Source organism: Wolbachia endosymbiont of Litomosoides brasiliensis (assembly GCF_013366805.1).
Classification (GTDB): domain Bacteria; phylum Pseudomonadota; class Alphaproteobacteria; order Rickettsiales; family Anaplasmataceae; genus Wolbachia.
In genome coordinates, this window is sequence record NZ_WQMO01000001.1 from 102,811 (window position 1) to 129,046 (window position 26,236).

Consider the following 26,236-nt stretch of genomic DNA (forward strand, 5'->3'; position numbering starts at 1 on the left):
TTTTTTGGTAAAAAATGAATAGTGAACTAGCAAAGAGTACTCGAGAAGACATAGAAGCGAAGGTAAAAAAGATTGTGTTAGAACATATTAGTAAGGATGTAGAGAAGTTTGATAACTCCTCAAAGCTTTCAGAACATGGCGCAGATAGTTTAGATGCAGTTGAAATAATTATGGCGGCAGAAGAAGAGTTTGGAATAGAAATACCTGATGAAGATGCACAAAAAATGGAAACTATGGAACAAATAGTTGAGTTTGTTAGTAACAAAAAAAATAATAGTTGATATTAAATGAGCAGAAGAGTAGTAGTTACTGGGATTGGCTTGATTACTCCACTGGCAGCAGATGTTAAAAATACTTGGCTTAAGTTAATAAATAGCAAGTCTGGTATAAGAAAAATTAGCAGATTCGATACTTCTGACCTTACCTGCAAAATTGCAGGGCAAGTTCCTCTACAGCATGACAATGTTGAGCATTGTTTTAACCCATTGAATTATATATCTGAGAAAGAACTAAAAAGAACGGATCGCTTTGTTCATTATGGTGTTGCAGCTGCCATTCGGGCAGTAGAAGATTCACTAATTTTGGAAAATCAGAGCACCAATCGAGAGCGTATTGGTGTGGCTATTGGCTCTGGCATAGGTGGTCTTCCATCAATTCAGGAAAATGTAATTGTCATGCAAGAAAAGGGGCCAAGACGTGTTAGTCCATTTTTTGTTCCTGCAAGCTTAATAAATTTGATATCTGGCCATGTTTCCATCAAATACGAATTTACAGGTCCAAATGATTCAGCAGTAACTGCATGTGCAACTGGTGCGCACGCAATCATAAACTCAGCAAGAGCTATAAAACTTGGTGAAGCAGACGTGATGATTACAGGTGGGTCAGAGAGTGCATTATGCAGAGTTGGAATTGCAGGTTTTGCGTCTATGAAGGCATTGTCAACTAAATTTAATGATAAACCTGAAGAAGCTTCAAGACCGTGGGATGAAAGACGTGATGGATTTGTTATGGGCGAAGGAGCGGGTATATTAGTGCTAGAAGAATATGAGCATGCAAAAAAAAGAGGTGCAAAAACATATGCAGAACTTGCTGGATACGGACTAACAGGAGATGCATATCATATCACAGCGCCACACTCAAAAGGAAGAGGTGCATTAAAAGCAATGCAGCTTGCCTTAAAAAGTGCACAAATAAACCCAAATCAAATTGGGTATATCAATGCACATGGAACTTCAACACCTCTTGGAGATAAAGTTGAAGTAATAGCAATAAAACAATTGTTCGATGACAGTGCCTATAAAATACCAGTTTCTTCAACTAAATCTTCTATAGGACATTTACTTGGTGCTGCAGGGAGTGTTGAGGCGATATTTAGCATTCTTGCGTTGAACAATAGAATTGTTCCGCCAACCTTAAATTTGCACAAACCTTCGGATGGATGTGATTTAAATTTTGTACCGCTTGAAGCTCAAGAGCATGAAATTCAATATGTGCTTTCTAATTCATTTGGGTTTGGTGGCACTAATGCATCACTTGTTTTTGGAAAGTGTAGTTGATTTCGTGTTTCATAAAATACAGGTTATTTTACTGTTGTGTGATTTGTTTTTTACTGTAGATTTACTATACTTACTCAGCAAGATCCAGTTTTATTAAATGCATAAAATATTAGTAAGGAGTAATCATAAACCCTTGGTTGGACAAATCAAGATTAATGGTTCAAAGAATGCTGTTTTGCCAATAATGGCAGCAAGTCTCTTAAGTAGTTCTTCAGTAGTTCTACATAATGTGCCTGACCTGATTGATGTGCACCTAATGTCTAAATTGCTTGAAAGTCTTGGAGCAAAAGTAAACTTTATGTACAACGGAGACCACAAAGCAAATCATGCTTTGGAAATTGATTGCAGTAACATTAACAATCACGTGATGCAATGTAAAACTGCAAGCAAACTAAGGACTTCTTTTCTAATGTTGGGTCCAATGCTTAGTAGATTTGGCAAAGCAAGAACAGCATTTCCTGGTGGATGCAATATCGGGAAGCGTCCCGTTGATATGCATATCAAAGCATTAAAAGAAATGGGAGCTAAGATTGAAATTGATAGCTGTAATATAATTGCAACGGTGAAAGGAAAGCTACAAGGAAGAGAAATCACACTTGAGAAAGTAAGCGTCGGCGCAACAGAAAATATAATAATGGCAGCAACACTTGCAGAAGGAGTGACAACAATAAATAATGCTTCAACTGAGCCAGAAGTTCTTGATTTAATAGCGTTTCTAAAGAAAATGGGTGCTAATATTGACATCAATAACACGAGAGTTATAATAGTTGGAGTTAAAAAATTAAACGGATGTGTCTACAAAATAATATCAGATAGAATAGAAGCTGGTACGTATGCACTAGCTGCTATCATAACTAACGGTAAGCTGGTGTTGGAAGGAATCAATTTATCTGACATTAGATCTATTGCAAATGAGTTGGAAACTATAGGAGCTATGGTTGAACTATATGATGGAGGTATTGTCATTTCCAGAAAGAATGGCTCTATTAAGTCTACTAACGTTGCAACAGGTTCATACCCTAACTTCCCCAGTGATATGCAACCGCAACTAATGTCCACAATGTGTATCGCTGATGGAATATCAGTAATTGAAGAAAACATTTTTGAAAATAGGTTTTCACATGCAGATGAATTGAGGAAGTTAGGTGCTAATATTAGCATTGAAAAAAATAAAGCTACTATAAATGGAATACAAAACTTATCTGGAGCTAATCTATATGCTACTGACTTAAGATCAACTGCAGCTTTGGTGCTTGCTTCTTTAATAGCTAATGGAGAAACTACAATAAATAACCCACATCATTTATGGAGAGGGTATGAAGCAATGCATGAAAAACTCAATTCATGCGGGGCTGATATCTCCATTTTATGTTGAGGACATCTTATGAATGAAGGACGTTATTCGACCAAGAGAATCACGGTAAAAGAAATAGATGAAATTCTATATGAGGAACATAAGGTGCTAGATCATGGATTTATTCGAGTAGTGGATTACATGGGTTCCGATAGTGCCATAGTACAGGCTGCTCGTGTTTCTTATGGCAAAGGAACAAAACAGATAAATCGAGATGAAGCACTTATAAAGTATTTAATGAGGCATCATCATACAACTCCATTTGAAATGTGTGAAATTAAGTTTCACGTGAAGCTTCCAATTTTTGTTGCAAGACAATGGATAAGACACAGGACTGCAAACGTAAATGAATATTCTGCGAGGTATTCAATTCTTGATCATGAATTTTATATACCAAAACTAGAACGAGTTGCAAAACAATCTGATAATAATAAACAAGGTAGTGGTGAAGCTTTTAATTTGGATATTTCAAAGGAAATAATAGATTCTCTAACAAATGACTCTAATTTAGTGTATTCTCATTACGGCAAATTTATTGAACAAGGGCTTGCAAGAGAAATTGCTAGGACTAACTTGACGCTTAATTATTACACACAATTTTATTGGAAGATAGACCTACATAACCTTCTTCATTTTTTGAAGCTTAGGGTTGGTAAGCATGCCCAATATGAAATTAGAGTCTATGCAGAAGTTATGTTGGATATAGTAAAGAAGTGGGTACCGCTGGCTCACAGTGCCTTTATTGAATACTGTTTAGAATCAACCTGCATTTCGAGAGCTGGCCTTGGGATAATTTGCAAATTAATTAGAGGAGAAAGTGTTACCAGAGAAGAAAGCAATATCGGTAAAAGAGAATGGGACGAGTTGATGTTTATACTTGATAAACGACCTGAAAAATAAAGGCATGTACACCAATTTTCTCTTCCAGTTTTAATTCTTGTCCGCTATTATACAACTTCGCTATTATCCACTTTTACCACACCTAGATAAAGCTTTATGGTGTAAACGGATAGTCTCCTACCTTTGTATCTGCATTTAAACAGCGAGTTAAAAATTTCTATTTACTTGCATTTGGTATGTTAATAATACTAACACCAGATAAGACTTTGAGTTTTAATACTACATATTTTTCTTCACTAGACTGACCACAAGTAAAACGCCTTAGTGCTCTGTTAGCAGAAGTTAAAATTAGTATCCCAAAGGTCCACCTTTTTTACCTTGTGCTGTTAAACACTCCATATCGGGCTTATTAAAGTCTGCTATTACCTCTTCACTTTCTTCATCAATTATTGGTGCCAACTGGCACTTTAAGTACAATGTTTTTCCTGCTGTGCCAGACTTATCTCTACTCGCACCACTTTTTCCACTACCTGCTTTAATGTGTTTCCCATAACGAAAATTAAGCAAAGTGTTAAAATTTGCATTGCTAACAAAAACTATGTTCCCACCCTTTCTTCCATTACCACCGTTTGAATCACCAAGTTCAACAAATTTTCTCGACAAAAGCTTGCACAACTATCGCTGCCATTACCTGCTTTTAAACATAATTTAACCCGTTTATGAAGACTATGCTAACCCGCGATAATATTGGTATTTCTTCCTAATGCCTCTTCTATTCTCATTAGCTTATTATACTTTGCAAGCCTATCAGAATGCGGTAGCAAACCAGTCTTTATTTACCCACAATTTGACGCAATTGCTATATGAGATGTTGTTGTATCTTCTGTTTTACCTGAGTGGTGGAAAATAACAGCTTTATAGCTACCTGATTTTGCTATTTTAATAGCAGTGAAAGTTTATGTTAATGGGTTCTTATCTAATTTGGTTTGATTAGCACAGCATTTGCTATTTCCCCTCTATTCCTTTGCATATTAGCTCATAATTTGTAACGAACAGATCGTCTCTAGTCAATTGAACTTTACTTCCCAGTTTTGCAGTAAGCAACTTCTAACCTTCCTAATCTCTCTAACTTATCGCATCTTCCATGAAGGCTATCATGTATTTTCCCACAAGGGTTATAACAGCATCCAACCAGTTTCTCTGAAGTAGGCTCCTTATTTGCAAACTTGTAAGTTTTATTTTTATAAAAAGTAGATGAAGCAACATCAAAACCTAGTACAAAATGATTCTATGTTGAATAATTGGAAAATTCTATAGCATGCATGATCAAGTCAAGTACTTTTAGTACTCTCAATGTTTGGTGCAAAACTACCTTTATTTCCTACATTTGTGCTATAACCTTTTTTCTAAGAATGCTACGTAAGTTATGAAACACCTCTGCAGATATTCTGATCGCTTCACTGAAAGCCTCAGCTCCAATAGAGAGAATCATAAATTCTTGAAAATCAAGTTTATTATCTGCATGGACCCACCATATAATTATGTTAACTAGTAGAAACAGAATAATGTTCGCCTGCTCTCTCCCAAATATCTATATAACGGCATTTAGAACTGTTTGCTGCCTCTAGATGCAAGAGACACCACTGAAGTTGCATTTGTTCCAAGCTTAGATTTGTTTCTTGTTCTGTCCAACTCGATTAATGCTTTATCGATTTTACTTTGATCTGCTACATCCATTTCAATGATCGCATCTGCTATCGCTCCAATTGATTGCTTGAACAGCTTTTAGCACTCTTTTGTCACAATGCCTTTTTTTGTCTTAATCCCTTAATTCCAAGGCTTCTAGTTTGCTGATTGAAGCTTCAGGAGATACAAATGCTCTGCCTATTCAAAGGGTTCAATTTCTACCTCAAAAGTGGGTAACCCTACTGTCTAGAATTCCCCTTGGAAATACATTATTAATTATTCTTTTTATCATATTAAACCTCTATTCCTGATACAAACGCTGTGGTTTCTCTTGCTGGCCTGTCTTACTACCAGCACCATAAATAGTGTAATTTTGCCTAGATTTGTTAAATCACTGATAAAATTTGAAATGAGCGAGGCATCATCCATAATCTTTGCGTTATTAAATCCATTGCTGATTAAAGCCTCTTATATATCATCAATCCTACGAGTAGTAATAGACTTATCTTCTGGGGGATAAACAGGACAGGGATTACATAGTCAAACATCATGAAAATCCGTATGAATTCATTAAAAAATTGTGAATATGAGGAACACGAAGCAGCTTGATAATTCTATCATCTTTCCTTTGGTGATTAGACATGCTGCTGTTAAAGTTGCCTATATTTCACTTGGATTATGGGCATAGTCTTCAATTAACTTAACGTTTTTAATATCGGCTACTAAGAAAAATCTTTTTGCAACTCCTGTAAATTCCAAAAGGCCTTTTTAGTGTCCACATCGTTGACCCTCAGGTTTATTGCAACCGGTATTGCAACTAGAGCAATACTAACCTTATGCATTCTTAATTGCGTTTGATAGTACTACGTTTTTTATAATTCTTGATCCTAGTGATGTCATTTGAATTGAAGATAAAGGAGGGCTGCTGTCATCCCAGTGCATGACACTGGGATCTAACTTCTGTCTATACTATAACCCATCAGTCAATACATTAAATTCTATATGGTTATTATGTTGCCTGATGTTACTTGCCTTGACATTACTTGCTTTTGCAGCGAGTGACGCCGATTTTTTTCTGAATCTCGATGTTATGCACTGGGGTGACAAAGAGGGATTGAATGACAAGGGGAAGCACCATCAACCCCTAAATGTTGCAGAACCACTTTTGCTATCACTAATCCCTATAGAGTCAGGCAAAATTGCAAAATCTACACTGTTTATAAATTGAGAAAATGTATTTTGACATTATTAGGTGTTCCATAATAGTCTGTATGGTCCTCATTAATGCTTGTTATAACAGCGATATTTTTAGGGATTTTTAGCATAGTTTCATCAGATTCATTGACTTCGATTAAAAGGATATCACTCTTGCCAAGTCTTGAGTTATTTTGATAGGAGTTTAATATCCACTACAATTACAGTTGCATCGGTACTGAAGTGACCGAAAATAGAAACAATCATGGCCGTTGTTGTTGTCTTTCTACTTAAACCTGGAACTGCTATTACATACTTATCTTTCATAATTTTAGCAAGCATGCCTGGTATATGCAAAATAGTCTTATTATTGTTTCTTGCTGCAACTAACTCCACACATTATTAGATTTTATGGCAGAAGGATATGTGACTGTGACCTATCTACATTGTTGCTTAATTATGCATCACTATCTTGAATTTTGTAATTGGAATTATGGAGAATTTCGGCAATTGTGCTCATTCCAATTTCACCTGTACCAATTATATATATTGTTCCTTTCTAGACACCATTTATATTTAGCAGTAGATTTTTACTTATTACTAAATTTATTATAGTATAATTTAAAATCCTCATGGTATCGGGACTTTTTACTAAATACAATGATAAAAAAATTAACCCTTCTATGTCTAACATTTGTTTTGATGAGTAGTTGCAATTTTCGCAACAGGTGTGATGATGCTGTAGGTCATTATAAAATTGGTAACAGCTATACGATAAATGGTATAACTTATCATCCTAAGCACTGTAACCATTATGAAGAGATAGGAGTAGCATCGTGGTATGGAATAGAGGATCATGGCACGCTTACAGCAAATGGTGAAGTATTTAACCGTCACTTGATTTCTGCAGCACATAAGACTTTGCCTCTGCCCTGCTTTGTTCTCGTTACCAACTTAGAAAATGGAAGAAAACTTATTGTAAGGGTTAACGACAGGGGACCATTTATTGAAGGTAGGATAATAGACTTGTCAGAAAAGGCAGCAAAAGTTTTAGGGCTTCATAAAGCTGGGCTTGCAAAAGTAAAGGTGCAGTATTTAAGGAAAATATCAGAGCAATTAATACAAAAAACTCCTCATTATAGAAAGCAGCGTGAAAAAGAAATACAGAAACTTCACCCGAAACAAGACAATGTAGAAAGTAAGGGATATATCGCATTTTTTGAAAATGCTCAGGCTGCTAAATCAGTTGCATCAAAGCTTCGTAACCAAGGAATAAAAAACGTTAGATTGTTTTTTAAAGATGACCAATATTGCGTGAAGGTGAGTATGGTGAGGGTTGGATTACAGAATTTAGCAATAATGGATTAAAAGGTTTGGTTAATAATACCAATTACCACTGTACAAGAAACGAATAGACAATAATGGAAAAGAAGCCTTAATTGTAGTAAAAAAATACAGTATAACAGCCATAATAAAAATATGTTTCATTTTAAGAACAACTAATTGCGTAAGTAAAGCATCTGAAATTTGAAGGAGAAGGAAAGTTGTTGCTCCCCTCAATTTCGTAGAAAAACTGGATTGGATCAGAGTCAATTTGAGCAAGTTGAAGTATGGATACGAGAAACCTTAATATTACCATTAAAAAATGAAGATAGGAATCATCCAGGGAAAATTTGTTTTGAATGTCAGCAAGTCTATAGTAAGAGGCTGTTTTGGTAAGCGCCCTGGATAAGAGTTATTTTCCTTTGATGGGTTGCGGTTTGTATACATTTGAAAGTTGAACACGGGTGATTTAAAAAGGGCGTTAGACATAAGTTAAAGTAAAATTAGGTAGATGAATTTTTTATCTATGCAGTGCAGTTAATTCTAGAAATGGGGGGAGTTTTAGCTTGTTTACACCGAATGTTAACACTGATTGTATAAATATATTTCTTGAACAAATATCACAATATTTAAAAACACGAAAAGTCTTTCTTATCATGGTTAGTTGGCATAAGTCAAAGAATTTAAAGGTACCTAAAAATATCGAGATTATATACCTACCACTATGCTCACCTGAGCTTAATTCTATTGAGAAGCTTTGGTTGTATATAAACAGGACATTTTGCGTAATAAAATCTATGATACAGTTGCTTTGCTTGAAAGCGCTTTGTGCAAGTTTATTATCTCTCTTTCTCACTCCACAATTAAACAGCTCTGCAATGTCACTTATTTAACCTATTAACAGTGAGAATTGATATCATGTCTTTAAACTTTTACAATCACTTTGCAAATCTCTTATCCCTGTAAACGGTTACAAGGAATTTACTAGGCAGAAAAAAGGCAAAAGAAACCCTGGTTAATATCTCTTTAAGAACTTGATGTTAATGCCCTATATGCTTGATAAATAGCTGACCTTGAGATTGTAAACACCTATAATGTCATGGTCAGGTGGAATGCAGAGGCTTATCAAGTAATTTTTTTATAAAAAAATAAGATTAGTTAAGTTTTTAACTAACTTTGAAAAAAGACAAAAGGGATCCGAGATGTGAGTTATTTACTGTTCTTTCGAAAACTTGGCGCTTGGTTCTCTTTTACACTGCTTAGTAAACATGGTTCAGCCAATGTGGATAAAAATTTATAAAGAAATGGAGCGCCCATATAAGAAAAGTTAAATATAACACGCCTAATACTGTGCTTTTTTACTTAAAACAAAGATTAAAAATAAACTTTAAGGCCTAAAAACCCACGTTCTCGTGGTAAGGGAGTGGTAAAGTTTATTTAAGTGGTTTTTTATATTTAATCAAGAGCTAGAATGAAATAAAGAACTCTAAAGTGTGCGTCCAATAGCACTGTCTATAAGAGAAATTATATTATTTACTCCGTAAAGTTTTATAAAAGATCCCATTCTTGGGCCGGTTTTTTGGCCAAGCAGTGTTTCGTACAGCAACTGAAACCAATCACGTAAGTTGTTGTAATTGTGTTTTTTTCCGATGGAAAAGACCTGAGATTGAATTTCTTCAGCGATTGCTGTAGTAGGCAAGGAATGTAGGATATTCTTTAGATCTAGTAACGCTTCTTTCTCTTTTTCATTTGGAGCTTTATACGCTTTTGTTGGCTTAACAAAGTCGTGATAATATCTAACTGCAAAATCTGAAAGCCTGTCGAGCATCTTGTTATTTTCTGGTGTAATGTTTGGTATATAAGTGGATATGAAACCCCAAAGAATCTCTTTATTTTCAGCGTTACAGGCTGCTACTAGGTTTAAGAGCAATGAGAAATTTATACCTGAAATTTCCACGTTTGGAACTTTGCTCTGGTGGATATGCCAGGCAGGATTATTTATATCTTTCTCTTTACCATCATTGTAACGCTTAACAAACTCCAAATATTCATCAGTTGATTTTGGTATTACATCAAAATATAGACGTTTAGCTTTTTTAGGGCTTTGAAAAATGTATAATGCTAAGCTCTCTGTCGGTGCATAAGTTAACCACTTCTCAATTGAAATTCCATTTCCTTTTGATTTTGATATCTTCTTTCCTTCTTTATCGAGAAAAAACTCGTAGCAAAACAGAAGTGGTGGCTTTTCTCCAAGTATTTCACATATTTGACTTGAAAGTACAGCAGATGGAGTCAAATCTTTACCATGAGCTTCATAGTTGACTCCAAATGCGGCCCACCTCATTCCCCAATCCGGTTTCCATTGTAATTTACACCTTCCCTTCGTCACCGGAATTTCTATTTTTTCTCCATTTTGGTCCTTGTATATGATTGTTCCTTTATTTGTATTCCTTTCAATTACTGGAACTTGTAAAACTTGAGAAGTTTTCGGACATATAGGCAAGAATGGACTATATGTCCTCTGCCTTTCTTCTCGGAACGATGGAAGCATTACATCCATCACTTTATTGTAATTTTTCAGCAAGAGCAAAAGTTTTTCATCGTAAACACCAGACTTATAACACTCTGTGGCACTTCTAAATTCGTATTCGAACTCGAATAAATCAAGAAACTTACACAACAGCGAATTCATATGATGGCCGTAGCTTTCGTGAATGCTAAATGGGTCAGGTATCATAGTCAACGGCTTATTTAAATGTCCTCTTAACATTTCCTGATTTGGTATGTTATCTGGTATTTTCCGCAAACCATCCATATCATCGGAAACTGCAATGATTTTAGTTTTTATTTCAGGAGCTATTTTCTTTAGTGCATTTGCAACAACTGTAGTACGAAAAACTTCTCCAAAAGTACCAATGTGTGGCAAGCCAGAAGGCCCATAACCAGTTTCAAATATTATCTCTTTTTTATCAGGAAATTCTTGCAATACCTTTTCTGCTTCCTGAAATGGCCAGCTCATCATTGATGGTTAAATTAATTATCTTACCTAAAATGCCGCTCATTTCAATGGATTTTTAATTAATGATGTAGTATTAGTGTTAGAGCTATTAGAAAAGGGTATATATGTCCACAGGCAGCATACAAACAGATCAGTTATTTAAAGGTCTTACACGACCTGCAATGCTTTTTGGTGTGAGTTACATGTTTGCAATACTAAACGTCCTAATTTGTATGCTAATTTTCATTAACTCAAACGATCTTAGAGTAATTCTTTTGATGTTGCCAGGGATACATGGACTTGGTTATATAGCTTCTACAAAAGAACCGTTGTTTATTGAATTATTTATGGTAAAATTAGGAAAATGCTCCAAATGTTTGAATCGTTTTTACCATGGAGCCAATTCTTACGACATTACTTAATGTTATGCAATGCTGAGGTTCAGAGCTATTCAATCAAAGAATAAGTCTATTCTAAGCAGGGAGGTTCATGCTGCTGAATTTATTCCTTATTCTTGCTATTGGAATAGCACGACCTTGATAACGAAACAAGATTGGTTAGTTAAGTTCATCAAATTGAGCGGCTTTGCATTTGAAACAGCCGATGATGAGGATCTAGTAATACAGAACAATATTAGGAATCAGATGCTGAGAAGCATTGCATCTCCAGCATTTGGTTTATATTTTCATACTATCAGACGTAAGAAAAATATTTTTTCTGATGAGTTTGCAGGTCAAAATTTTCCAAACTTTTTTGCTAATCACGTAAATTTAAAATGGAGAGAAAAATGTGCAACAAGGCAGTCATTTATCAATGATCTATATATTACGATTATTCGTAGAGCGGAAACAAAAGGAGTGGAATTTTTATCACATCTACTAAAAAAATTTGGACATGTAACTTCAAAACATGCTTGGGAAAGCAATATGCGTGCTACCTATGAAGATTTGGAAGAGACGACAAATCGTGTGATGACAAACCTTAGAAATTATTCGCCTAAAATCCTTGGAGTAAAAGAAACCCCAAATGGTCTGTTCTGTGAAATAATGGAATTCCTATCTAGGATTGTGAATTGTGGCTTCATTACAAACACACTCCTTCCGCTAAAAACTGAAATATCAAGATATTTGCCGGTACATAGGTTGTTTTTTGGCCGTAAGATGATACAGGTTATAACTCATAATGAGAGTAAGTACGCTGGAATAGTTAGTATCAAAGAATATGGAAATAGTACTTCTGCAGGAATGCTTGATCACTTTTTACAACTTCCTTATGAGTTTATTATTACACAGTCTTTCCAATTTACAAATAGACAAATGGCAATTGCAAAAATGCAGATACAGCAAAATCGGATGATACAATCTGCAGATAAAGCCATTTCTCAAATCGCGGAAATCTCTCATGCACTTGATGATGCAATGAGTGGTAGAATTGTGTTCGGTGAACATCACTTAACCATCTTATGTATAGAAAAGAGCCCTAAGTCATTAGATAATGCTTTATCGTTTGTAGAGTCTGAGCTTTCTAATTGCGGTGTTTACCCTATCCGTGAAAGAGTTAATCTTGAACCAGCATTTTGGGCGCAAATTCCTGGTAATTTCAACTATATAGTAAGAAAAGGTACGATAAGCAGTCTTAATTTGGCTGGCTTTGTATCCCAACATAATTATCCTACCGGCAATAAATTCAATAACCACTGGGGAGATGCCGTAACAGTCTTTGACACAACATCTGGCACTCCATTTTTCTTTAACTTTCACATAAGGGACGTTGGACATACTATGATAATTGGTCCAACTGGTACTGGTAAAACTGTTTTAATGAATTTCCTGTGTGCCCAAGCAATGAAATTTTCTCCAAGAATGTTTTTTTTTGATAAAGACCGCGGCGCAGAAATTTTCCTAAGAGCACTTGGTGGTGTATATACTCTGATAGAACCAAGAACTAAGACGGATTTTAATCCCCTACAGCTTGATGATACTCCTAATAATAGAACGTTCTTAATGGAATGGGTAAAGTCTTTAATTTCAGTATATAATGATAAATTTACTTCAGAGGATATTGCACGAATTAATGATGCAATCGAGGGAAATTTTAAATTAAGAAAAGAAGACAGATTCTTAAGAAATCTAGTACCATTTTTAGGGCTTGCAGGTCCTGATACTCTAGCTGGAGCGATATCTATGTGGCATGGCAACGGTTCTCATGCTGCAATATTTGACAATAAAGAAGATTTGCTAGATTTTTCAAAAGCAAGAGTATTTGGCTTTGAAATGGCTAATTTGCTTAAGGATCCTGTTGCTCTTGGACCAGTCTTGGTTTATTTGTTTCACAGGATTAGTATATCTCTTGATGGCACTCCGTCTATTATCGTTCTTGATGAGGCATGGGCATTAATAGATAATCCAGTTTTCGCATCTAAGGTAAAGGACTGGTTGAAAGTGCTGAGAAAATTAAATGCTTTTGTGATCTTTGCTACTCAGAGTGTTGAAGATGCAAGTAAAAGTGCTATTAGTGATACACTTGTACAGCAAACAGCAACACAGATTTTTTTGCCAAATCTAAAGGCTACTAGTGTCTACCGGGATGTTTTTATGTTGACTGAACGTGAGTACATACTAATCAAACACACAGATCCAAGTACTAGATTTTTTTTGGTAAAACAAGGAGTTAATGCCGTGGTGGCTAGAATAGATCTAAAAGGTTTAGATGATATAGTCAACGTGTTATCTGGACGTGCAGAGAGTGTCATACTGTTACATGATATATTAGAAAAAGTCGGAGATGATCCGAAAGTATGGCTGCCTATATTTTATCGAAAGGTAAAAAATGTTTAAGACTAAACTGTTATTGCTATTAATTGCAATATTTTTACTAGATATGGATTTTTTACTCTCGTATCCAGCATTGGCAGACGAAGTAAGTGGTGCTGGCAAAACGGAATTTGTTAGCAGATTTAATTCTGCTGGCAGCTTTAGTCGTGCCTCTAACCCTGACTGTGGAGCTTTTAAAACAGCTGCAGCCATTGCAGGGATAACAATTGCTATTGGTGCAGTATGGACTGGCATTGTTTTGATCTTCTCTTCCTCTGGCTTGTTTACTGCTCTTGTTATCGTTGGAATGATAGCTGCAATTGTTGGGGTTTGGAAAGCAATAGGAGGACTTGTTGTTTGTGAGCATAGTTTTGTTAGACATCCAGTTGCGCGTGATCATGATGGAGGATATAAGGACTTTACGCTATTGGATGGGGAATATGCGAATTGTACTAATAAGAGTTACCAGAAAGAGAATGAGTATTTTTCTTGTTTGCAAAATAAAGCTCGAGAAGACGTAAATAAAAAAGACTACGATGGAAAAAGAGCAGAAAAAGAGGCTTTGAACTCCAGTGTTCAGAGCAATACAGGAAGTTATTATTGGCCAAAGAATGGTGTGCAGTACAGTGCATATATAGAAGTATGTCATCGAAACCCTTTAACATTTGGTAATCTTTTTAAAAAGGAAGATTTCGACCGCAGAGGGGAAGATGGATATATAAACTTTGATGTTAGGGAAAAAGATACTGGATATGTAGATGGGTCATGGTCTCCGAAAATTGATGGCGACCTAGAATGTAAAGTTCTCAAAGCTGGACAGAGCAAAACCATACATGGGTCAACATTCAAAGCACTGAGAAAGATGGGCAGGCTGTGTGTAGAGTTAGCTAGTATTAGTGCATTTGGTATCTCAATGACTCCTTGGCCGCAAGGGGTTAATGTGGGATGTACAGAATTGCCGCCTGACCCACTTGCTCCTATGTGTGATGAATCTAAGATGAAGTTTAAAAACAGGGATGGCGTAATTGTCACAGACTCAGACTCTATTAAAGATCTTCTTAAAAGAAATGAGAGTAAAGATTATAAAACTCTAATAAAAGAAAGGGAAGAAAAAAAGGAAATTTTTGTAGGTTATGACAATAAAGGCTGTTTTAGCTCATATATCTCTGAAGCTTGCTACAATCAGGACGGAAGTAAATCATTAGCTCCTATTCCTATAACTTCTATGATAGTGCAATGCATTAAGGAATCATTGGATAATTTAGTTGCAGGTAAAGGTGCGCCAAATGGTGAAAGTTTTATGTTTGTAGCACAGAAAAGGCTGAGAAACACCATCACTGCTGTTTTGGTTTTAGCTTTAATATTGTTCTCTATAAAAGCTATATCTGGCGGAGTTCGTAGTCCTCAGGAAATATACATGTTGATTATTAAATTTGCTTTAGTGATTTATTTCACAACAGGAAATACCATGTCTCATTATTATGGAGAGTTGACGAAACTTTCAAACGGTTTATCGGAGATAGTATTAAAAGCATCGTCTGAAAGTAAGGGTATATGTAATTATGAAGCGAAAGATTACAAAAGTGATACAATAAATTACAGTTATCTCGCACCCTGGGATAGGCTTGACTGTAGAATTTTATTTTATCTAGGTGCACCTTTAGATGGAATTGCTGGCAAAATTGGTACTGGAGGTGTAGGAATATTAGCTGTTTTACTAGGTGCTGCTCCTGCTTTGTTGATTGCAAGCTCAGTAATCGGTATTATTTGCGCTGGTGGACAGATCTTGGCAGCCCTTGTCGCTATATTTATGGCTGTTATGATGATGATGGTTATTTTATGGGTGTGCTATGTGTTTATCCTATCCCTCATTGCTTTGAGCATAATTATTGCTTTGTCACCCCTGTTTATCCCTATGGTTTTATTCCAACATACTAAAGGATACTTCGATGGGTGGCTGAGGGAATTGATTACCTATAGCCTATACCCAGTTATGCTTTTTACGTTTTTGTCTTTTATGTTCATAGCATGTGATAAGATCTATTTTAAAGATTTGCATTTTGAAAAAGAAGAGAAGATCAAAATATTAGGCAAAGAAAAGCAGTGGTTTAAATTGAAAAGTGGTGAGTGTGATAAAAATGAAAATACTCTTGCATGCATGATGCAAAATTACAAATGGGAGAAGAGCAGCATACTTGGTCTATTTGATTTTACATATATGGAGTTTAGTAGTTCTCTCATTGGAGAATTGTTTAAATTAGCTCTAATACTATTCCTATTTTATCACTTCTTGAGCATTCTTCCTGATATGGCTGCAGAACTTTCTGGTAATCATAGGGCGGCACTCGGTTCTGGTGCTGCACCTGGAAAAATGATGTCCAAAGCTTTCTCTGCGGCTAAAGCTATCGCTGGTGCTGTTGGTAGGGCTCACTCCGGAGACATTGCTGGAGCTGCTAAAGAGGCTCAAAAGGCAAGGGATGACTCGAGAGCTCTTGCGTCTGGAAATGCTGATGATAAAGATGGACGATTCCCTGCAATTGTTGATTCTGAAGCTGCTGGTGCTACCGGAGAAGCTATTAAGGATGCTGCTGACACTGCACAAAGTGCTGCCAGTGAAGCTGCTAACTCTACTGGGAGTGGTAATCTTGGAGGTACTGGTGGTATTAGAAGTTAAGGATGGGTGACAGATGCTTAAATATTTAAGTAACCAAAACTTGATAAGCTATGCGTAAGTTTTTGTTAGTATTGGCGATCTTCTTGTTATCTAGTTGCGAGAATCGCTGTATCAAGCCAGAGAGTTTGTTAAACTTGCAAGAAAAATTAGATGTAGTTTCAACACAACAGAAGTGGGTTGACTCTGGTGTTTACATTTCAGATAGAATAAAAGTAACGGAAATTAGTATAGTGCCTAGCAAGGTAAATTTTTGTCCGCAGTATGAAGATTTTGCAATTAGGCCCGAAGTAGACAACGGTACAATCCCACGTACATTACCATTTGCACTTAGAGCAGGTGATTCGATAAGCTTCAGTGTCATTGGAAGTAAAATGTGTAAAGATAAAAAAGATGATACAATCAGGTATATAAAAATCGATGAAAAGTGCAGAGAGCAAGAAACAGAGTATTTTGCACATGTTTTAAATCAAAATGAATGTCAGGCAATATGGCGGGATGGGAAACATCAGTACACAATATGTCCTAATAAATATATTGTAGGTAATCTACAATGGTTGAGTGGAAAAGAGTACTGGAATCCAAATTTTTCGAAGTTAGATCAAGATGAAGAGGAAATTAAAAATATCATAAATTTTATAAAACAAGAAGAAAACATAGACTGTAGCAGTTTTTCAAGCAATCATAAAGGTGAAATAGATGCGCGCATTTTAAATTTACTTTGCGGACATACATGTGAATTTGCTTCTAGCAACAAAAACAAAGGTTGTGTGTATACTGAATACTCTAGTATAGAAGCTGAAATATTCCAGTCCATTAATAGTACTAGTGGTAAATCTATTGATGTTGAAGCTATTAGTAAAATACTAAAGGAAAAGCAGGTAAAGACTGGCATTACATTATTAAGTATTGACATGGATGGTGAAAAATTTGAACCCATTTCGACGGGTGGCATATGTACCAATTGTGATTGCAAAATAGATAATGACCATCCAGTACCAAAATTAACTTTTAGGTTGGGTGATAGCAGTGGTAAAGGTGGTTTCAACATAAGAGTAACAAAAAAACATAGCCTAAAAGATAACTTATATATACGGGTTTCTGACAAACTTCCTGAGCATAACCCTGGTGGAAATCAGGGAGATATACCTGTAGACATTGGTAGAACTCATGATATTCAGTATATGGAAGATTTAAAAGAAAAATTAAGAGGCAAAAGCGGCATTATATATTACGGAATAAAAGATCACGGCTGCGGTTATGAAAAAAATGAAGGTCAATTTAACATTAACTTAACAATTAAAGAGCCACCTATGAAAACCTTCAGCGCAATATATAATTTTTTTGATGAGAAAATAAAAACTATATTTTTTGGCTCTAGCTACAAAGATCCCAACGCAATTCATTCTAATACTAGCCTTGCCAAGTCTCTTTACCAGAGTTTTATATTGTCTGGCAGGGCAAAAACCATTAGATCTACAACAGTATCACTATTAGTAGTGTATATAATCTTATATACCGTTTATTACTTCTTTGGGTTATCTCATATTTCTATATATGAATTTTTAATTATATGCGTAAAGATAGGAATTATCACCCAGTTGTTGCGGGATGACAGTTGGAGTTTTTTCTATAACAGTGCATTTTCTATTTTTATTGATACTCCAAAACATTTAATAGAAATAGCAAACTTCAGGGGCACAACATCAAATGTTTTTGAGTTCCTCGATTTGCCATTAAATAGATTTTTGTCATTACATTCAGTGTTGTTAATAGTATCTCTTATATTTTCTGGTCCTTTGGGCATTGTATCTTTCTGTTTAGTGATTTGGGGTTTAATAACAGTGAGCTTATCTATTTTTAATGCCCTATTTTCTTTTATTACATCCATGGCAATAGTTGCGCTATTACTATCTTTAGCACCTATCTTTATTATTTGCCTTCTATTTGCGTATACTAGGCAGATGTTTCACAACTGGCTCAAATACCTGGCAAGATTTGCGATTCATCCAGTAGTGCTTTTAATTTCCATATCACTGATAAGTCAAGTTATGGATTACATTATATATTCAGTGTTTGATTTTGAAATCTGTTCTACATGTATACTTAATATTAATCTGAAAATTTTTGAATCTTGTATTCTACACGGGTATGCTTCCAAGTATACACCTAACATCACTGCTATGGTGGCTTTTGTTATCTTAGGTCACGCTATGAAGGCCTTAGTTGAAGCTTCTTCAAAAATATCCGACTCACTATTTGGTGTTTATATAATGAACGAACCTGGAAAACAATATCAACAGAGTTTAATGGAAACAGTAGGGTTGGACGAGGAAAATGTTCAAAGAAGAAAAAGTAGAAGCGGAAAGGGAGGTGCTCCTCAACAGTTGGATGCACCAAGCCAAAATGCCCAAATACCGCAAAGAGCCCTCGTGCCTAGAATACCTACAGGAGGAGGCAGTGGCCCGTCATGATAAACAGAAGATTGCTATTATCGATACTGTATTTCGCAATCACTGGTTGCAACATAGATTGTGTTGAACCTGGGTTGCAGAGCAGAAATACTAGCGTTAATGTAGATGTTCCAGTTTATAAAGCTGATGAGGGTACTAAAATTCATTGGGTTGATTCTGGTCAAGTGATCGGTAAAGGTGAGAAAATTAAATTTACTCTCGATGGATTAATAAATTTTTGTCCTCTTAAAAAGGGTAAGAATCCAAGAAAAGTACTTGTGCCTGCTGTATTTTGTGCTGATGGTTCAATGCCAAGTTACAGTGATGAATTGATTAATAATTCTGGCCTTGATAAACAAGAAGTGTGTGAAAACGTAGGGTTCGGAAATAGTCAATTCTACAGCAAGAGACGTTATGTTGATACTGGAATCAAAGTAAATTTTGGTGATAAACTAAGATTCAGACTAGTTCCTAGAGAGATAACAATTGATTATGACAATCCAGAAGAAAAAGGCATCAGTTTCGATGACAATTGTTATAAAGCTGAAAAAGGAGATGACAAAGCTACAATAAAAGACATGCTCAACGGAGGAACGTTTTATTGTGAAAAAAATGGTAAAAGGACAGCAGAAAAATTTCCACAGCTTAGCAGAGGGAATATGAAAAAAAGAGAGGTGCTAGTTGGAAATGGCTACACTCCATATGATAATAAAGTGTATTTTAATAAAGGCTATATTCAGGATAAAAGCCCATGGATGCATGGTTCGTTGCTCGATTTGCGTCGCACTAAAATAGGGTTAAATGAATTGTGTGATGGAAAAGACTGTGACTTCAACAAGGTGCAAAGGCAGGGCTCTACTAAAATAGAGTTAGATCAACTATGCAAAGAAGGAACGTGTGATTCTAACGAGATAAAGAAGTACAGTTCTTATGAGCTTAACTGTTACTATCAAAACGTGTGCTATACTGATAGTGGTATATGGAATTATAGTTCACATGAAAATAAAGAACAGAACTGTGTCTCTTCTATAAGGTATAGCAAGTATGATAAAGGTAATAAGTGTGATATGTATTCTTACCTTAAAGAGATTCAAGAGAGGCTGAAAAGTACTGAACAAAATGAGCAAGGTACTGAGCAAGTTAATGAAAATAATAAAGATAACAAAGATGAAGATGATGAGAAGAATAAGGATATTTCCAGAGCTGAGGCTCTTGTTGCAAAGATAAGTGATCCAGGTAATGCAAGTATTCCTGGAAGTGAACGTGATGATATGAAGGACACTGCTAAAGGTACCCAATGTCTTCCGAAAAGAAAAGGAGCACATAAGAACTTTGTATGCTCAGAGTTAGACGATAATTTTAGGCATTTTTCTTTGAGATTAAATCATGACTACGCAATAGATGTGGAAGATGTAAAACCTGATAGTAGTGTGATGCTTGCTATTGCAGATTATGGTCACTACTACTATAATAGGGGTGGTTACCATGTTGAAATAACCAGGTCATGTGAATATATTAATGGCCAAAAGCTGTATATGTACTTAGGTGACGAGCCACCTAAAGATTTGCATGGTGTGGGAACTAGTGATTTTCAAGTAGTGGGAGTAAGAAAGGGAAAAGGTGAGCACGTCATATTAGATGTAATAAGCGGAGAGCATTTTCAGGATGGAGAATCTAAAAAGATATATTTCGGTATTGATGTAAGAAGTGCGGGGAAAGATGATATTACAGACAAAAATGGCAAATATTATGAAAACAATAAGTATATTGTAACCTTATTTGTAAAGAGAAAGATTAACGATTTTATTTCATCAAATATAAATAAGATATTTGATTTTATAAAAAAAGGAGTAATTGGCGACAGCGTTAAAGTTTCGTACGAAGGATATGTAAAAGGTCTCCTTCAAGGAGTAAGGGCTTTGCTTACTCTATACGTTATATTTACTGTCGTTGGCTATACACTTGGAACAATACAGCTAAATAAATTTGACTTTATTGTCAGGGTAATGAAGATAGCATTTATAGCTTTTGCTCTTAGTGACAGAAGTTGGGAACTCTTTGGCATGACTTTATCTAAACTTTTTATGGATGGTAGCACTTATCTAGTTGATAGTTTCTCTGGGTACATAGAGGAGGGAGGTAAAAGATTTGCATTCTTAGACTTAACAGCGGGAGTATTATTCACAGGAGAAACTTGGTTAAAGTTTTTATCGTTAATGCTTGCTGGTCCTTTTGGTTTTGTAGCTTTTATGATAATACTTTACTCTAGTTTTACGTTCTTACAATGTATTATTGGCGCTACGTTTAAATATGTAATATCTACTATTCTAGTCGCGCTTTTGCTGTCATTAACACCTTTGTTTATTATATTTATTTTATTTCAACAGACTAAATTTCTGTTTGACAACTGGGTAAAAACTCTGGCTCATGTTGCAGTGCAACCAGTGATCTTATTTTCATCTTTATCCATTTTAAACCAATTGATGTATTCAGTCTTGTATAACCTCACGAATTTTTCTGCATGCTACCAATGCTTAATTAGCATAAATTTCTTATCGTATGATCTTTGCATTATGAAATCAATACTACCTCTTGGGTACAATCCTGGTACTGGTGTTGATGTTGCACTCAGCACCGGAGAAAAAACTGGTGAATACTTTGCAGCGTTACCTATAGATCTCATCCAGGCATTTATATACCTAATTATTGCCAGCACAATGGAAGTCTTTGTTGGTGCATCAGAAGCTATAGCGCAAGCAATATTTGGTGCAGGTTACGGAATTATAAATGGTGTGAGTAATGTTGCTAATAGCGCATCACAATCTATACTGTCAACTGTTGGCCTTGATCGTGATACTCAAGGAAGTATCCAGCGGATCAGAGGAGTTATGCATAAAGATCCGGCGGAAATTAAAGCTCAGTTTCCAATGTCCAAGGAAAGCCAAACTAGGAAATCATCGAACGTGTTGGACAAAGGAAAGCCTAGTGATGGGAAAGATGTAAAGAAAAAGCAAAAACAGGCTGATGAACAACTAAAAACGCTGGGCAAAAAAGAACGCAGTGATCAAGAAGATTATGGTGGAGCAACAAGCACTTCTGGTAAAGATCAACAATCTAAAGGGGATGAGAAAAAAAGTTAGGGAGAGAGTATGATTACCATGTGATAACTAGTTAAAGAGATATTTTAAGTAAAGTTTTAGAAATTTATTTCTATATTTGGAAAAAGTTTAGATATGCAGTTACGCTTAAGCAAATTTTGGTTTAGGTCACTACTTCTTATAACTTATGTACTGGTAACGGGCTGTGATAAGCATGATATGCCTTTTCCAAGATGTATATCTGCCGACTATTTTGGTCCTGAGCCTATTACAGTCGGTGCTCATTTTCCAATCGGTCATAATGCGTTTTTTCCAGATGATGGAGAGGTTATTGACCCTGATACTGGCGAAATTAATTATGGTTTTCATCATAACCAAGTGGTGAAATGGAAAGATACTGGACTAGAAACCAATGGAGATGATTTAATAGTGCGAGTTAATGGTGCGTGGACATCTTGGAGTAATAACGATAAAAGAGAATCTCAAGGTAGTTACAGTTTGCAAAGTTTGGAGCAGCTAAAATATGCGACCAAATTTGAAGGCGAACAAGGTGATAATAATTTGCCTAACTTTCACCTAGTTTGTAATGATTATAAACCTAGTATACCACAGAAGATTTCAAGTAATCCTAACGCAAGTTGCACTGTGAGTTGTAAATGCATTGATGAAGATGATGGCAAGAGTACAGTATCACGCGGAACTCCATGTTGGTTTACTAAAGGTTATGGCGCTTATCTTCTGTTTAAATCAGGTGATGGCAACCCTAATGAGAGTCTGAAATCGATGCGTAATCCCGCATTTCCCACTGTACATTTGGGTCACAATTCCACAGCAGAAGACGGAAGTGGACTGTTTACTTTAGAAAGAAATAGCACTAAATTAAAGGACCAAAATTGTGGCACAGTGAAATTAAAAAAGGGATGGAAAATATATGTAAAAATATTAGACAGATATTACTTAGATAATGTAGGTGGCTACTCCTTTGAATTTTTGAGTGGAGTACAGCAGCCAAGTATCTTTGGATTTTTTGATTACGTTTATAATTATTTAAAATGTACATTATTGATTAATGAAAATTGTGAAAAGTATTTTGACAGTAAAGGTCATGCAGCTGCACAAGCTATGTTTCAAAACATAGCGGAGAAAAGCACAAGCTTTCACAATTTTGTTCTTTCTTTGCTTGTTCTATTTATAGTAGTCTCATCGCTTCTTTATCTTTTTGGCATGATACGAGAAACTAAGCATGATATGCTTATCAGGATGATAAAAATCGCTCTAGTAATAATGCTTATATCTCCTGGAAGCTTCAAGTTTTTCTATGATCATTTTCTTGTTCTATTCGTTAAAGGCCTTGAACAATTGATAAATATAATTACTAATTTTGCTCCCAACATGAATGCTGGAAGTGATTCGAGCATTGCTCAAGGAGATGAGACTCGTGTTAAGTTATTTAGCTTTATGGAGGATATGTTTAACAAATTTTTTGCTTACTCTGTTTGGAAAAAGTTTGCGGCGTTTTTGCATTACCAAATGTGGGCAAGCATTCTTATGATACCGGCTATTTTTATAGGGATCGTCTTATATTTTCTGTTGTGTTTGTATGCTTACATAATATTTCTTTCTGGCTTTGTGGGTATAGCTTTTCTTATAGCTATAATGCCACTATTTCTAATCTCTATTTTATTTTCACCGCTAAGAAGTCTATTTGAAGGTTGGATAAAATTTTGTATTAGTTTCTGCTTGCAATCAATTATGATATTTACCCTGTTGTCATTGCTAGCTTCAATCATAATGAGTACCTTTTATAGACAGTTAGGTTTCACTGTATGCTACAATAAGTGGTTTGAAGTGAGATTATGTGCTCCAAAATGGATATTTGGTGGTTTTTGTGTTATTGATAAGCAGTACTTCGGTTGGACTCCAGGGCAAATTTTTGTACCTTACACTATCGGAGAGGCTTCCCTACTGAATGTGGACAAAAGCATAGAGGGCGTAGAAAAAATAAGTAGAGAAGGTGGTACAGTAAAATTTACTGGAGGTGCTGGGTATATCCCCCTCCCACCGAACTACCCTAAAAATGAAAGCGGTGAATATGTAAAAGGTTTTCGTTACATAGATTATCCTTTCTTCACTCCAATTCCTAGCACTAAAGATAGTTCAGCAGACCATTATATAGCAGAAAATGACATTGTAGTTAATGGTAGTTGCGGTGCAAAAGATCTAATACGTTTAACAAATAGTTTACTACATGCAGTAGAAAAGGATGATATCCTATTGTTGATTGATAGTATAGGCAAAAAAATAGGTGATGAGATAAAAAGGCATTATTGTCAACCTCAACAACATGAAGAAAGATGCAAAAATTATGAGGAAATAATGGGTGACTACAAAAAGGGTATCATTCGACCAAATTTAAAAAGTGAGATAAGGTCTTTAGTGCAGAGTGTAGTAGAAAATCAAGGCTGTAAAATACTGGAACTCCATGATTCCAATGGTGAATACTGTCAGAAATGCAAAAATTGTGAAGCTTGCAAAAGCTATCAGAGTAGCGATTATCGAAGGATACAAAACATACAAAGAGGTTATTTAATTGATGCAGAAGAGATCTTTATATTATTCTTACTTTCATTTTTAATGTTTTCTTTGCGCAGATTTGTACAACAAATGGGCTCAAGTATAGCTGGTGGTGGATACAGCATTTACAATATATCTAAAATGTATGAAGGGGGTGGTATATTATCCCAAATTGGTTTACCATTTAAAGTGGGTGGACAAAACATTAGCTTAATGCATGCTATTTCTATGCCTAAGTATTTGTGGCAAGATGCAATTGGTGCAAGATTGGATACTCTCAGTAAGTTTGCTACTGGACTCCCTAACCGGTTAGCTGGAGGTACAGCTAATCTATTGGGGAGAATACCAAGGGTGGGAGGTGTATTGAAACATGCTATTGATATACCATGTAAACTTGTAGGTGCTACAATTGAGACAACAAAATTTGCAACATCACCTAAAAATGACGTTGATAAGCTTGAAGAAAAAATTTATAAAGCATTTGGGGTTGATAAAGAAAATATTACACACAGAAGGATTGGTAGATATTTAGATTATTATAAAAGGTATGTAGGATCACATCTTGGCTACACAACAGAAGATGCTATGAAGTTTACTTGGGAACATGGTCTTGATTCTATAGGAAAGCATGGCTATAACCATAATCTACTTTATAGGGTAAAAGAATACAGGAGAGCGTTCTTAGAGAAGCTTCATGATGACACCATAGGACGCAAGAGGGAACCGGAGAGATATAAAGATAAAGGTAGTCGCAGCCAACTTGGTACACCAGATTTGAAACAAGACAAGGATCTATCGGATGAGTCAGTAAAAAGAGGTGTACCAAATAAGCTAACAAGAGGTGGGAATAATGAATAGGGATGACAAGACTAGTAAAAGAAAGTTCAAGGGCTTTGATTATTATAGGCTGCAACAAGACGACAATGGTAATATAAAGTTAAGTAACTATGATGACATTTTGAATGCACGTAGAGCAAGAGTGGACTTATTGCTGGATAGCATCAAGCAAGGTGATATTAATCTTTCAAAACTAGATAAAGCTCTTAGTGAGAAGTTCGTAGATGATAGAGGGTTGTTATCTGAATTTGATCAGGAAGATCAAGAAATTGTGCAGGAGGAGCTTAAGGTATTTAATGTTTTAAACAATCTTGGTGATCTTGCAAATATTAAAAATGAAGATCTATTAGAGGTTAGTTTACTGCTATCAGATCTTAGCTTCATCGAGAGAAATATTGTACTCAATACCGACCAGAATTCTGATTTAACAGATTTTAAAAGTCTATTTATTGAAAAAAAGGCATCTGGTGAGGAATATAGCGATGAAGAATGTAAAAGCTTTCTCAACAATATAGACAAAATTAATACTATAATTAAGTTGGAGTTAGAAAGCAGAATTGAAGGATTGAACCATGACGAGAGAAACGACCATAGTGACTTACATGATGAAATTAGTTATGCAATCGATACAGTTGATAAATCAAAAAAAAGTGATTGATTGATCTTATGTTTGACGTAAGTGATTCTGGTGGTATCTTCTTATTAATGTCAGTTCTCACTTCATGGGGAACAGATAGGCAATAATAGAAAAGAAGCCATACAAAAGTAAATAAAATAGCGATGATTAAGTAGCTTTGAAATCAAAATTGTTGTGAAAAAGTTATGGAATCAGCAAAAGA

General features: G+C 35.5%; 14 protein-coding genes and 3 pseudogenes. 13 read left to right on the plus strand and 4 right to left on the minus strand.

Annotation, left to right across the window (positions count from 1 at the left end):
* Positions 1-14: 14 nt before the first annotated feature.
* From acpP to thyX, 4 genes are all read left to right on the plus strand, one after another.
* The gene (acpP, locus tag GO684_RS00480; protein WP_175938115.1) at positions 15-281 is read left to right on the plus strand and encodes an acyl carrier protein; all 267 of its coding nucleotides are present in this window, start codon (positions 15-17) and stop codon (positions 279-281) included.
* A gap of 6 nt (positions 282-287) precedes the next feature.
* The gene (gene fabF / locus GO684_RS00485; RefSeq protein ID WP_175938116.1) at positions 288-1,556 is read left to right on the plus strand and encodes a beta-ketoacyl-ACP synthase II; all 1,269 of its coding nucleotides are present in this window, start codon (positions 288-290) and stop codon (positions 1,554-1,556) included.
* A gap of 97 nt (positions 1,557-1,653) precedes the next feature.
* A complete protein-coding gene (murA, locus tag GO684_RS00490; protein WP_175938117.1) occupies positions 1,654-2,931 on the plus strand; it encodes a UDP-N-acetylglucosamine 1-carboxyvinyltransferase in 1,278 nt (425 codons plus the stop codon).
* A gap of 9 nt (positions 2,932-2,940) precedes the next feature.
* A complete protein-coding gene (gene thyX / locus GO684_RS00495; RefSeq protein ID WP_175938118.1) occupies positions 2,941-3,810 on the plus strand; it encodes an FAD-dependent thymidylate synthase in 870 nt (289 codons plus the stop codon).
* A gap of 288 nt (positions 3,811-4,098) precedes the next feature.
* On the opposite strand, the gene GO684_RS05875 is transcribed toward thyX, so the two are convergent.
* From GO684_RS05875 to GO684_RS05880, 3 genes and pseudogenes are all read right to left on the minus strand, one after another.
* Entirely contained in the window at positions 4,099-4,413 is a 315-nt protein-coding gene (locus GO684_RS05875) for an Obg family GTPase (protein WP_410543300.1), read from the minus strand.
* Between the two features lie 68 nt (positions 4,414-4,481).
* Positions 4,482-5,728 (minus strand): annotated as a pseudogene (eno, locus tag GO684_RS00505) (phosphopyruvate hydratase).
* A pseudogene (locus GO684_RS05880) lies at positions 5,725-7,180 on the minus strand (Mur ligase family protein). The pseudogenes eno and GO684_RS05880 overlap by 4 nt, the downstream one beginning before the upstream one ends.
* A gap of 110 nt (positions 7,181-7,290) precedes the next feature.
* On the opposite strand from GO684_RS05880, the gene GO684_RS00520 reads away from it, so the two are divergent.
* Together GO684_RS00520 and GO684_RS05885 are read left to right on the plus strand one after the other, a co-directional pair.
* Positions 7,291-7,998, plus strand: a complete 708-nt coding sequence (locus GO684_RS00520) for a septal ring lytic transglycosylase RlpA family protein (protein WP_175938119.1) — start codon at positions 7,291-7,293, stop codon at positions 7,996-7,998.
* Positions 7,999-8,026: 28 nt separating this feature from the next.
* Positions 8,027-8,854 (plus strand): annotated as a pseudogene (locus GO684_RS05885) (transposase).
* A 585-nt stretch (positions 8,855-9,439) separates the two neighbouring features.
* Here GO684_RS05885 and GO684_RS00535 read toward each other — a convergent pair.
* Positions 9,440-10,975, minus strand: coding sequence for a lysine--tRNA ligase (locus GO684_RS00535; protein WP_175938121.1), 1,536 nt, complete (start codon positions 10,973-10,975; stop codon positions 9,440-9,442).
* A gap of 101 nt (positions 10,976-11,076) precedes the next feature.
* Between GO684_RS00535 and GO684_RS00540 the strand changes: the two genes are divergently transcribed.
* The 7 genes from GO684_RS00540 (at position 11,077) to GO684_RS00570 (ending at position 26,055) form a co-directional block, all read left to right on the plus strand.
* Positions 11,077-11,373, plus strand: coding sequence for a type IV secretion system protein VirB3 (locus GO684_RS00540; RefSeq protein ID WP_175938122.1), 297 nt, complete (start codon positions 11,077-11,079; stop codon positions 11,371-11,373).
* Positions 11,374-11,382: 9 nt separating this feature from the next.
* A complete protein-coding gene (locus GO684_RS00545; protein WP_175938123.1) occupies positions 11,383-13,788 on the plus strand; it encodes a VirB4 family type IV secretion/conjugal transfer ATPase in 2,406 nt (801 codons plus the stop codon).
* Entirely contained in the window at positions 13,781-16,438 is a 2,658-nt protein-coding gene (locus tag GO684_RS00550; protein ID WP_175938124.1) for a TrbL/VirB6 family protein, read from the plus strand. Before GO684_RS00545 ends, GO684_RS00550 begins: the two co-directional genes overlap by 8 nt.
* 50 nt (positions 16,439-16,488) lie before the next feature.
* Complete coding sequence (locus GO684_RS00555) at positions 16,489-18,909, plus strand: TrbL/VirB6 family protein (protein WP_175938125.1); 2,421 nt, start codon at positions 16,489-16,491, stop codon at positions 18,907-18,909.
* A complete protein-coding gene (locus GO684_RS00560) occupies positions 18,906-22,028 on the plus strand; it encodes a TrbL/VirB6 family protein (RefSeq protein WP_175938126.1) in 3,123 nt (1,040 codons plus the stop codon). Before GO684_RS00555 ends, GO684_RS00560 begins: the two co-directional genes overlap by 4 nt.
* 93 nt (positions 22,029-22,121) lie before the next feature.
* Positions 22,122-25,418: a TrbL/VirB6 family protein gene (locus GO684_RS00565; RefSeq protein ID WP_175938127.1), complete on the plus strand. Its 3,297-nt coding sequence runs from the start codon at positions 22,122-22,124 to the stop codon at positions 25,416-25,418.
* Complete coding sequence (locus tag GO684_RS00570) at positions 25,411-26,055, plus strand: WD_0853 family protein (RefSeq protein WP_175938128.1); 645 nt, start codon at positions 25,411-25,413, stop codon at positions 26,053-26,055. The genes GO684_RS00565 and GO684_RS00570 overlap by 8 nt, the downstream gene beginning before the upstream one ends.
* Positions 26,056-26,236: the final 181 nt, after the last annotated feature.

Excerpts from the sequence above, each read along its gene's own strand:
- acpP (WP_175938115.1), top strand. The coding sequence starts at position 15 with ATGAATAGTGAACTAGCAAAGAGTACTCGAGAAGACATAGAAGCGAAG.
- fabF (WP_175938116.1), top strand. The coding sequence starts at position 288 with ATGAGCAGAAGAGTAGTAGTTACTGGGATTGGCTTGATTACTCCACTG.
- murA (WP_175938117.1), top strand. The coding sequence starts at position 1,654 with ATGCATAAAATATTAGTAAGGAGTAATCATAAACCCTTGGTTGGACAA.
- thyX (WP_175938118.1), top strand. The coding sequence starts at position 2,941 with ATGAATGAAGGACGTTATTCGACCAAGAGAATCACGGTAAAAGAAATA.
- GO684_RS00520 (WP_175938119.1), top strand. The coding sequence starts at position 7,291 with ATGATAAAAAAATTAACCCTTCTATGTCTAACATTTGTTTTGATGAGT.
- GO684_RS00535 (WP_175938121.1), bottom strand. The coding sequence starts at position 10,975 with ATGATGAGCTGGCCATTTCAGGAAGCAGAAAAGGTATTGCAAGAATTT.
- GO684_RS00540 (WP_175938122.1), top strand. The coding sequence starts at position 11,077 with ATGTCCACAGGCAGCATACAAACAGATCAGTTATTTAAAGGTCTTACA.
- GO684_RS00545 (WP_175938123.1), top strand. The coding sequence starts at position 11,383 with ATGCTGAGGTTCAGAGCTATTCAATCAAAGAATAAGTCTATTCTAAGC.
- GO684_RS00550 (WP_175938124.1), top strand. The coding sequence starts at position 13,781 with ATGTTTAAGACTAAACTGTTATTGCTATTAATTGCAATATTTTTACTA.
- GO684_RS00555 (WP_175938125.1), top strand. The coding sequence starts at position 16,489 with ATGCGTAAGTTTTTGTTAGTATTGGCGATCTTCTTGTTATCTAGTTGC.
- GO684_RS00560 (WP_175938126.1), top strand. The coding sequence starts at position 18,906 with ATGATAAACAGAAGATTGCTATTATCGATACTGTATTTCGCAATCACT.
- GO684_RS00565 (WP_175938127.1), top strand. The coding sequence starts at position 22,122 with ATGCAGTTACGCTTAAGCAAATTTTGGTTTAGGTCACTACTTCTTATA.
- GO684_RS00570 (WP_175938128.1), top strand. The coding sequence starts at position 25,411 with ATGAATAGGGATGACAAGACTAGTAAAAGAAAGTTCAAGGGCTTTGAT.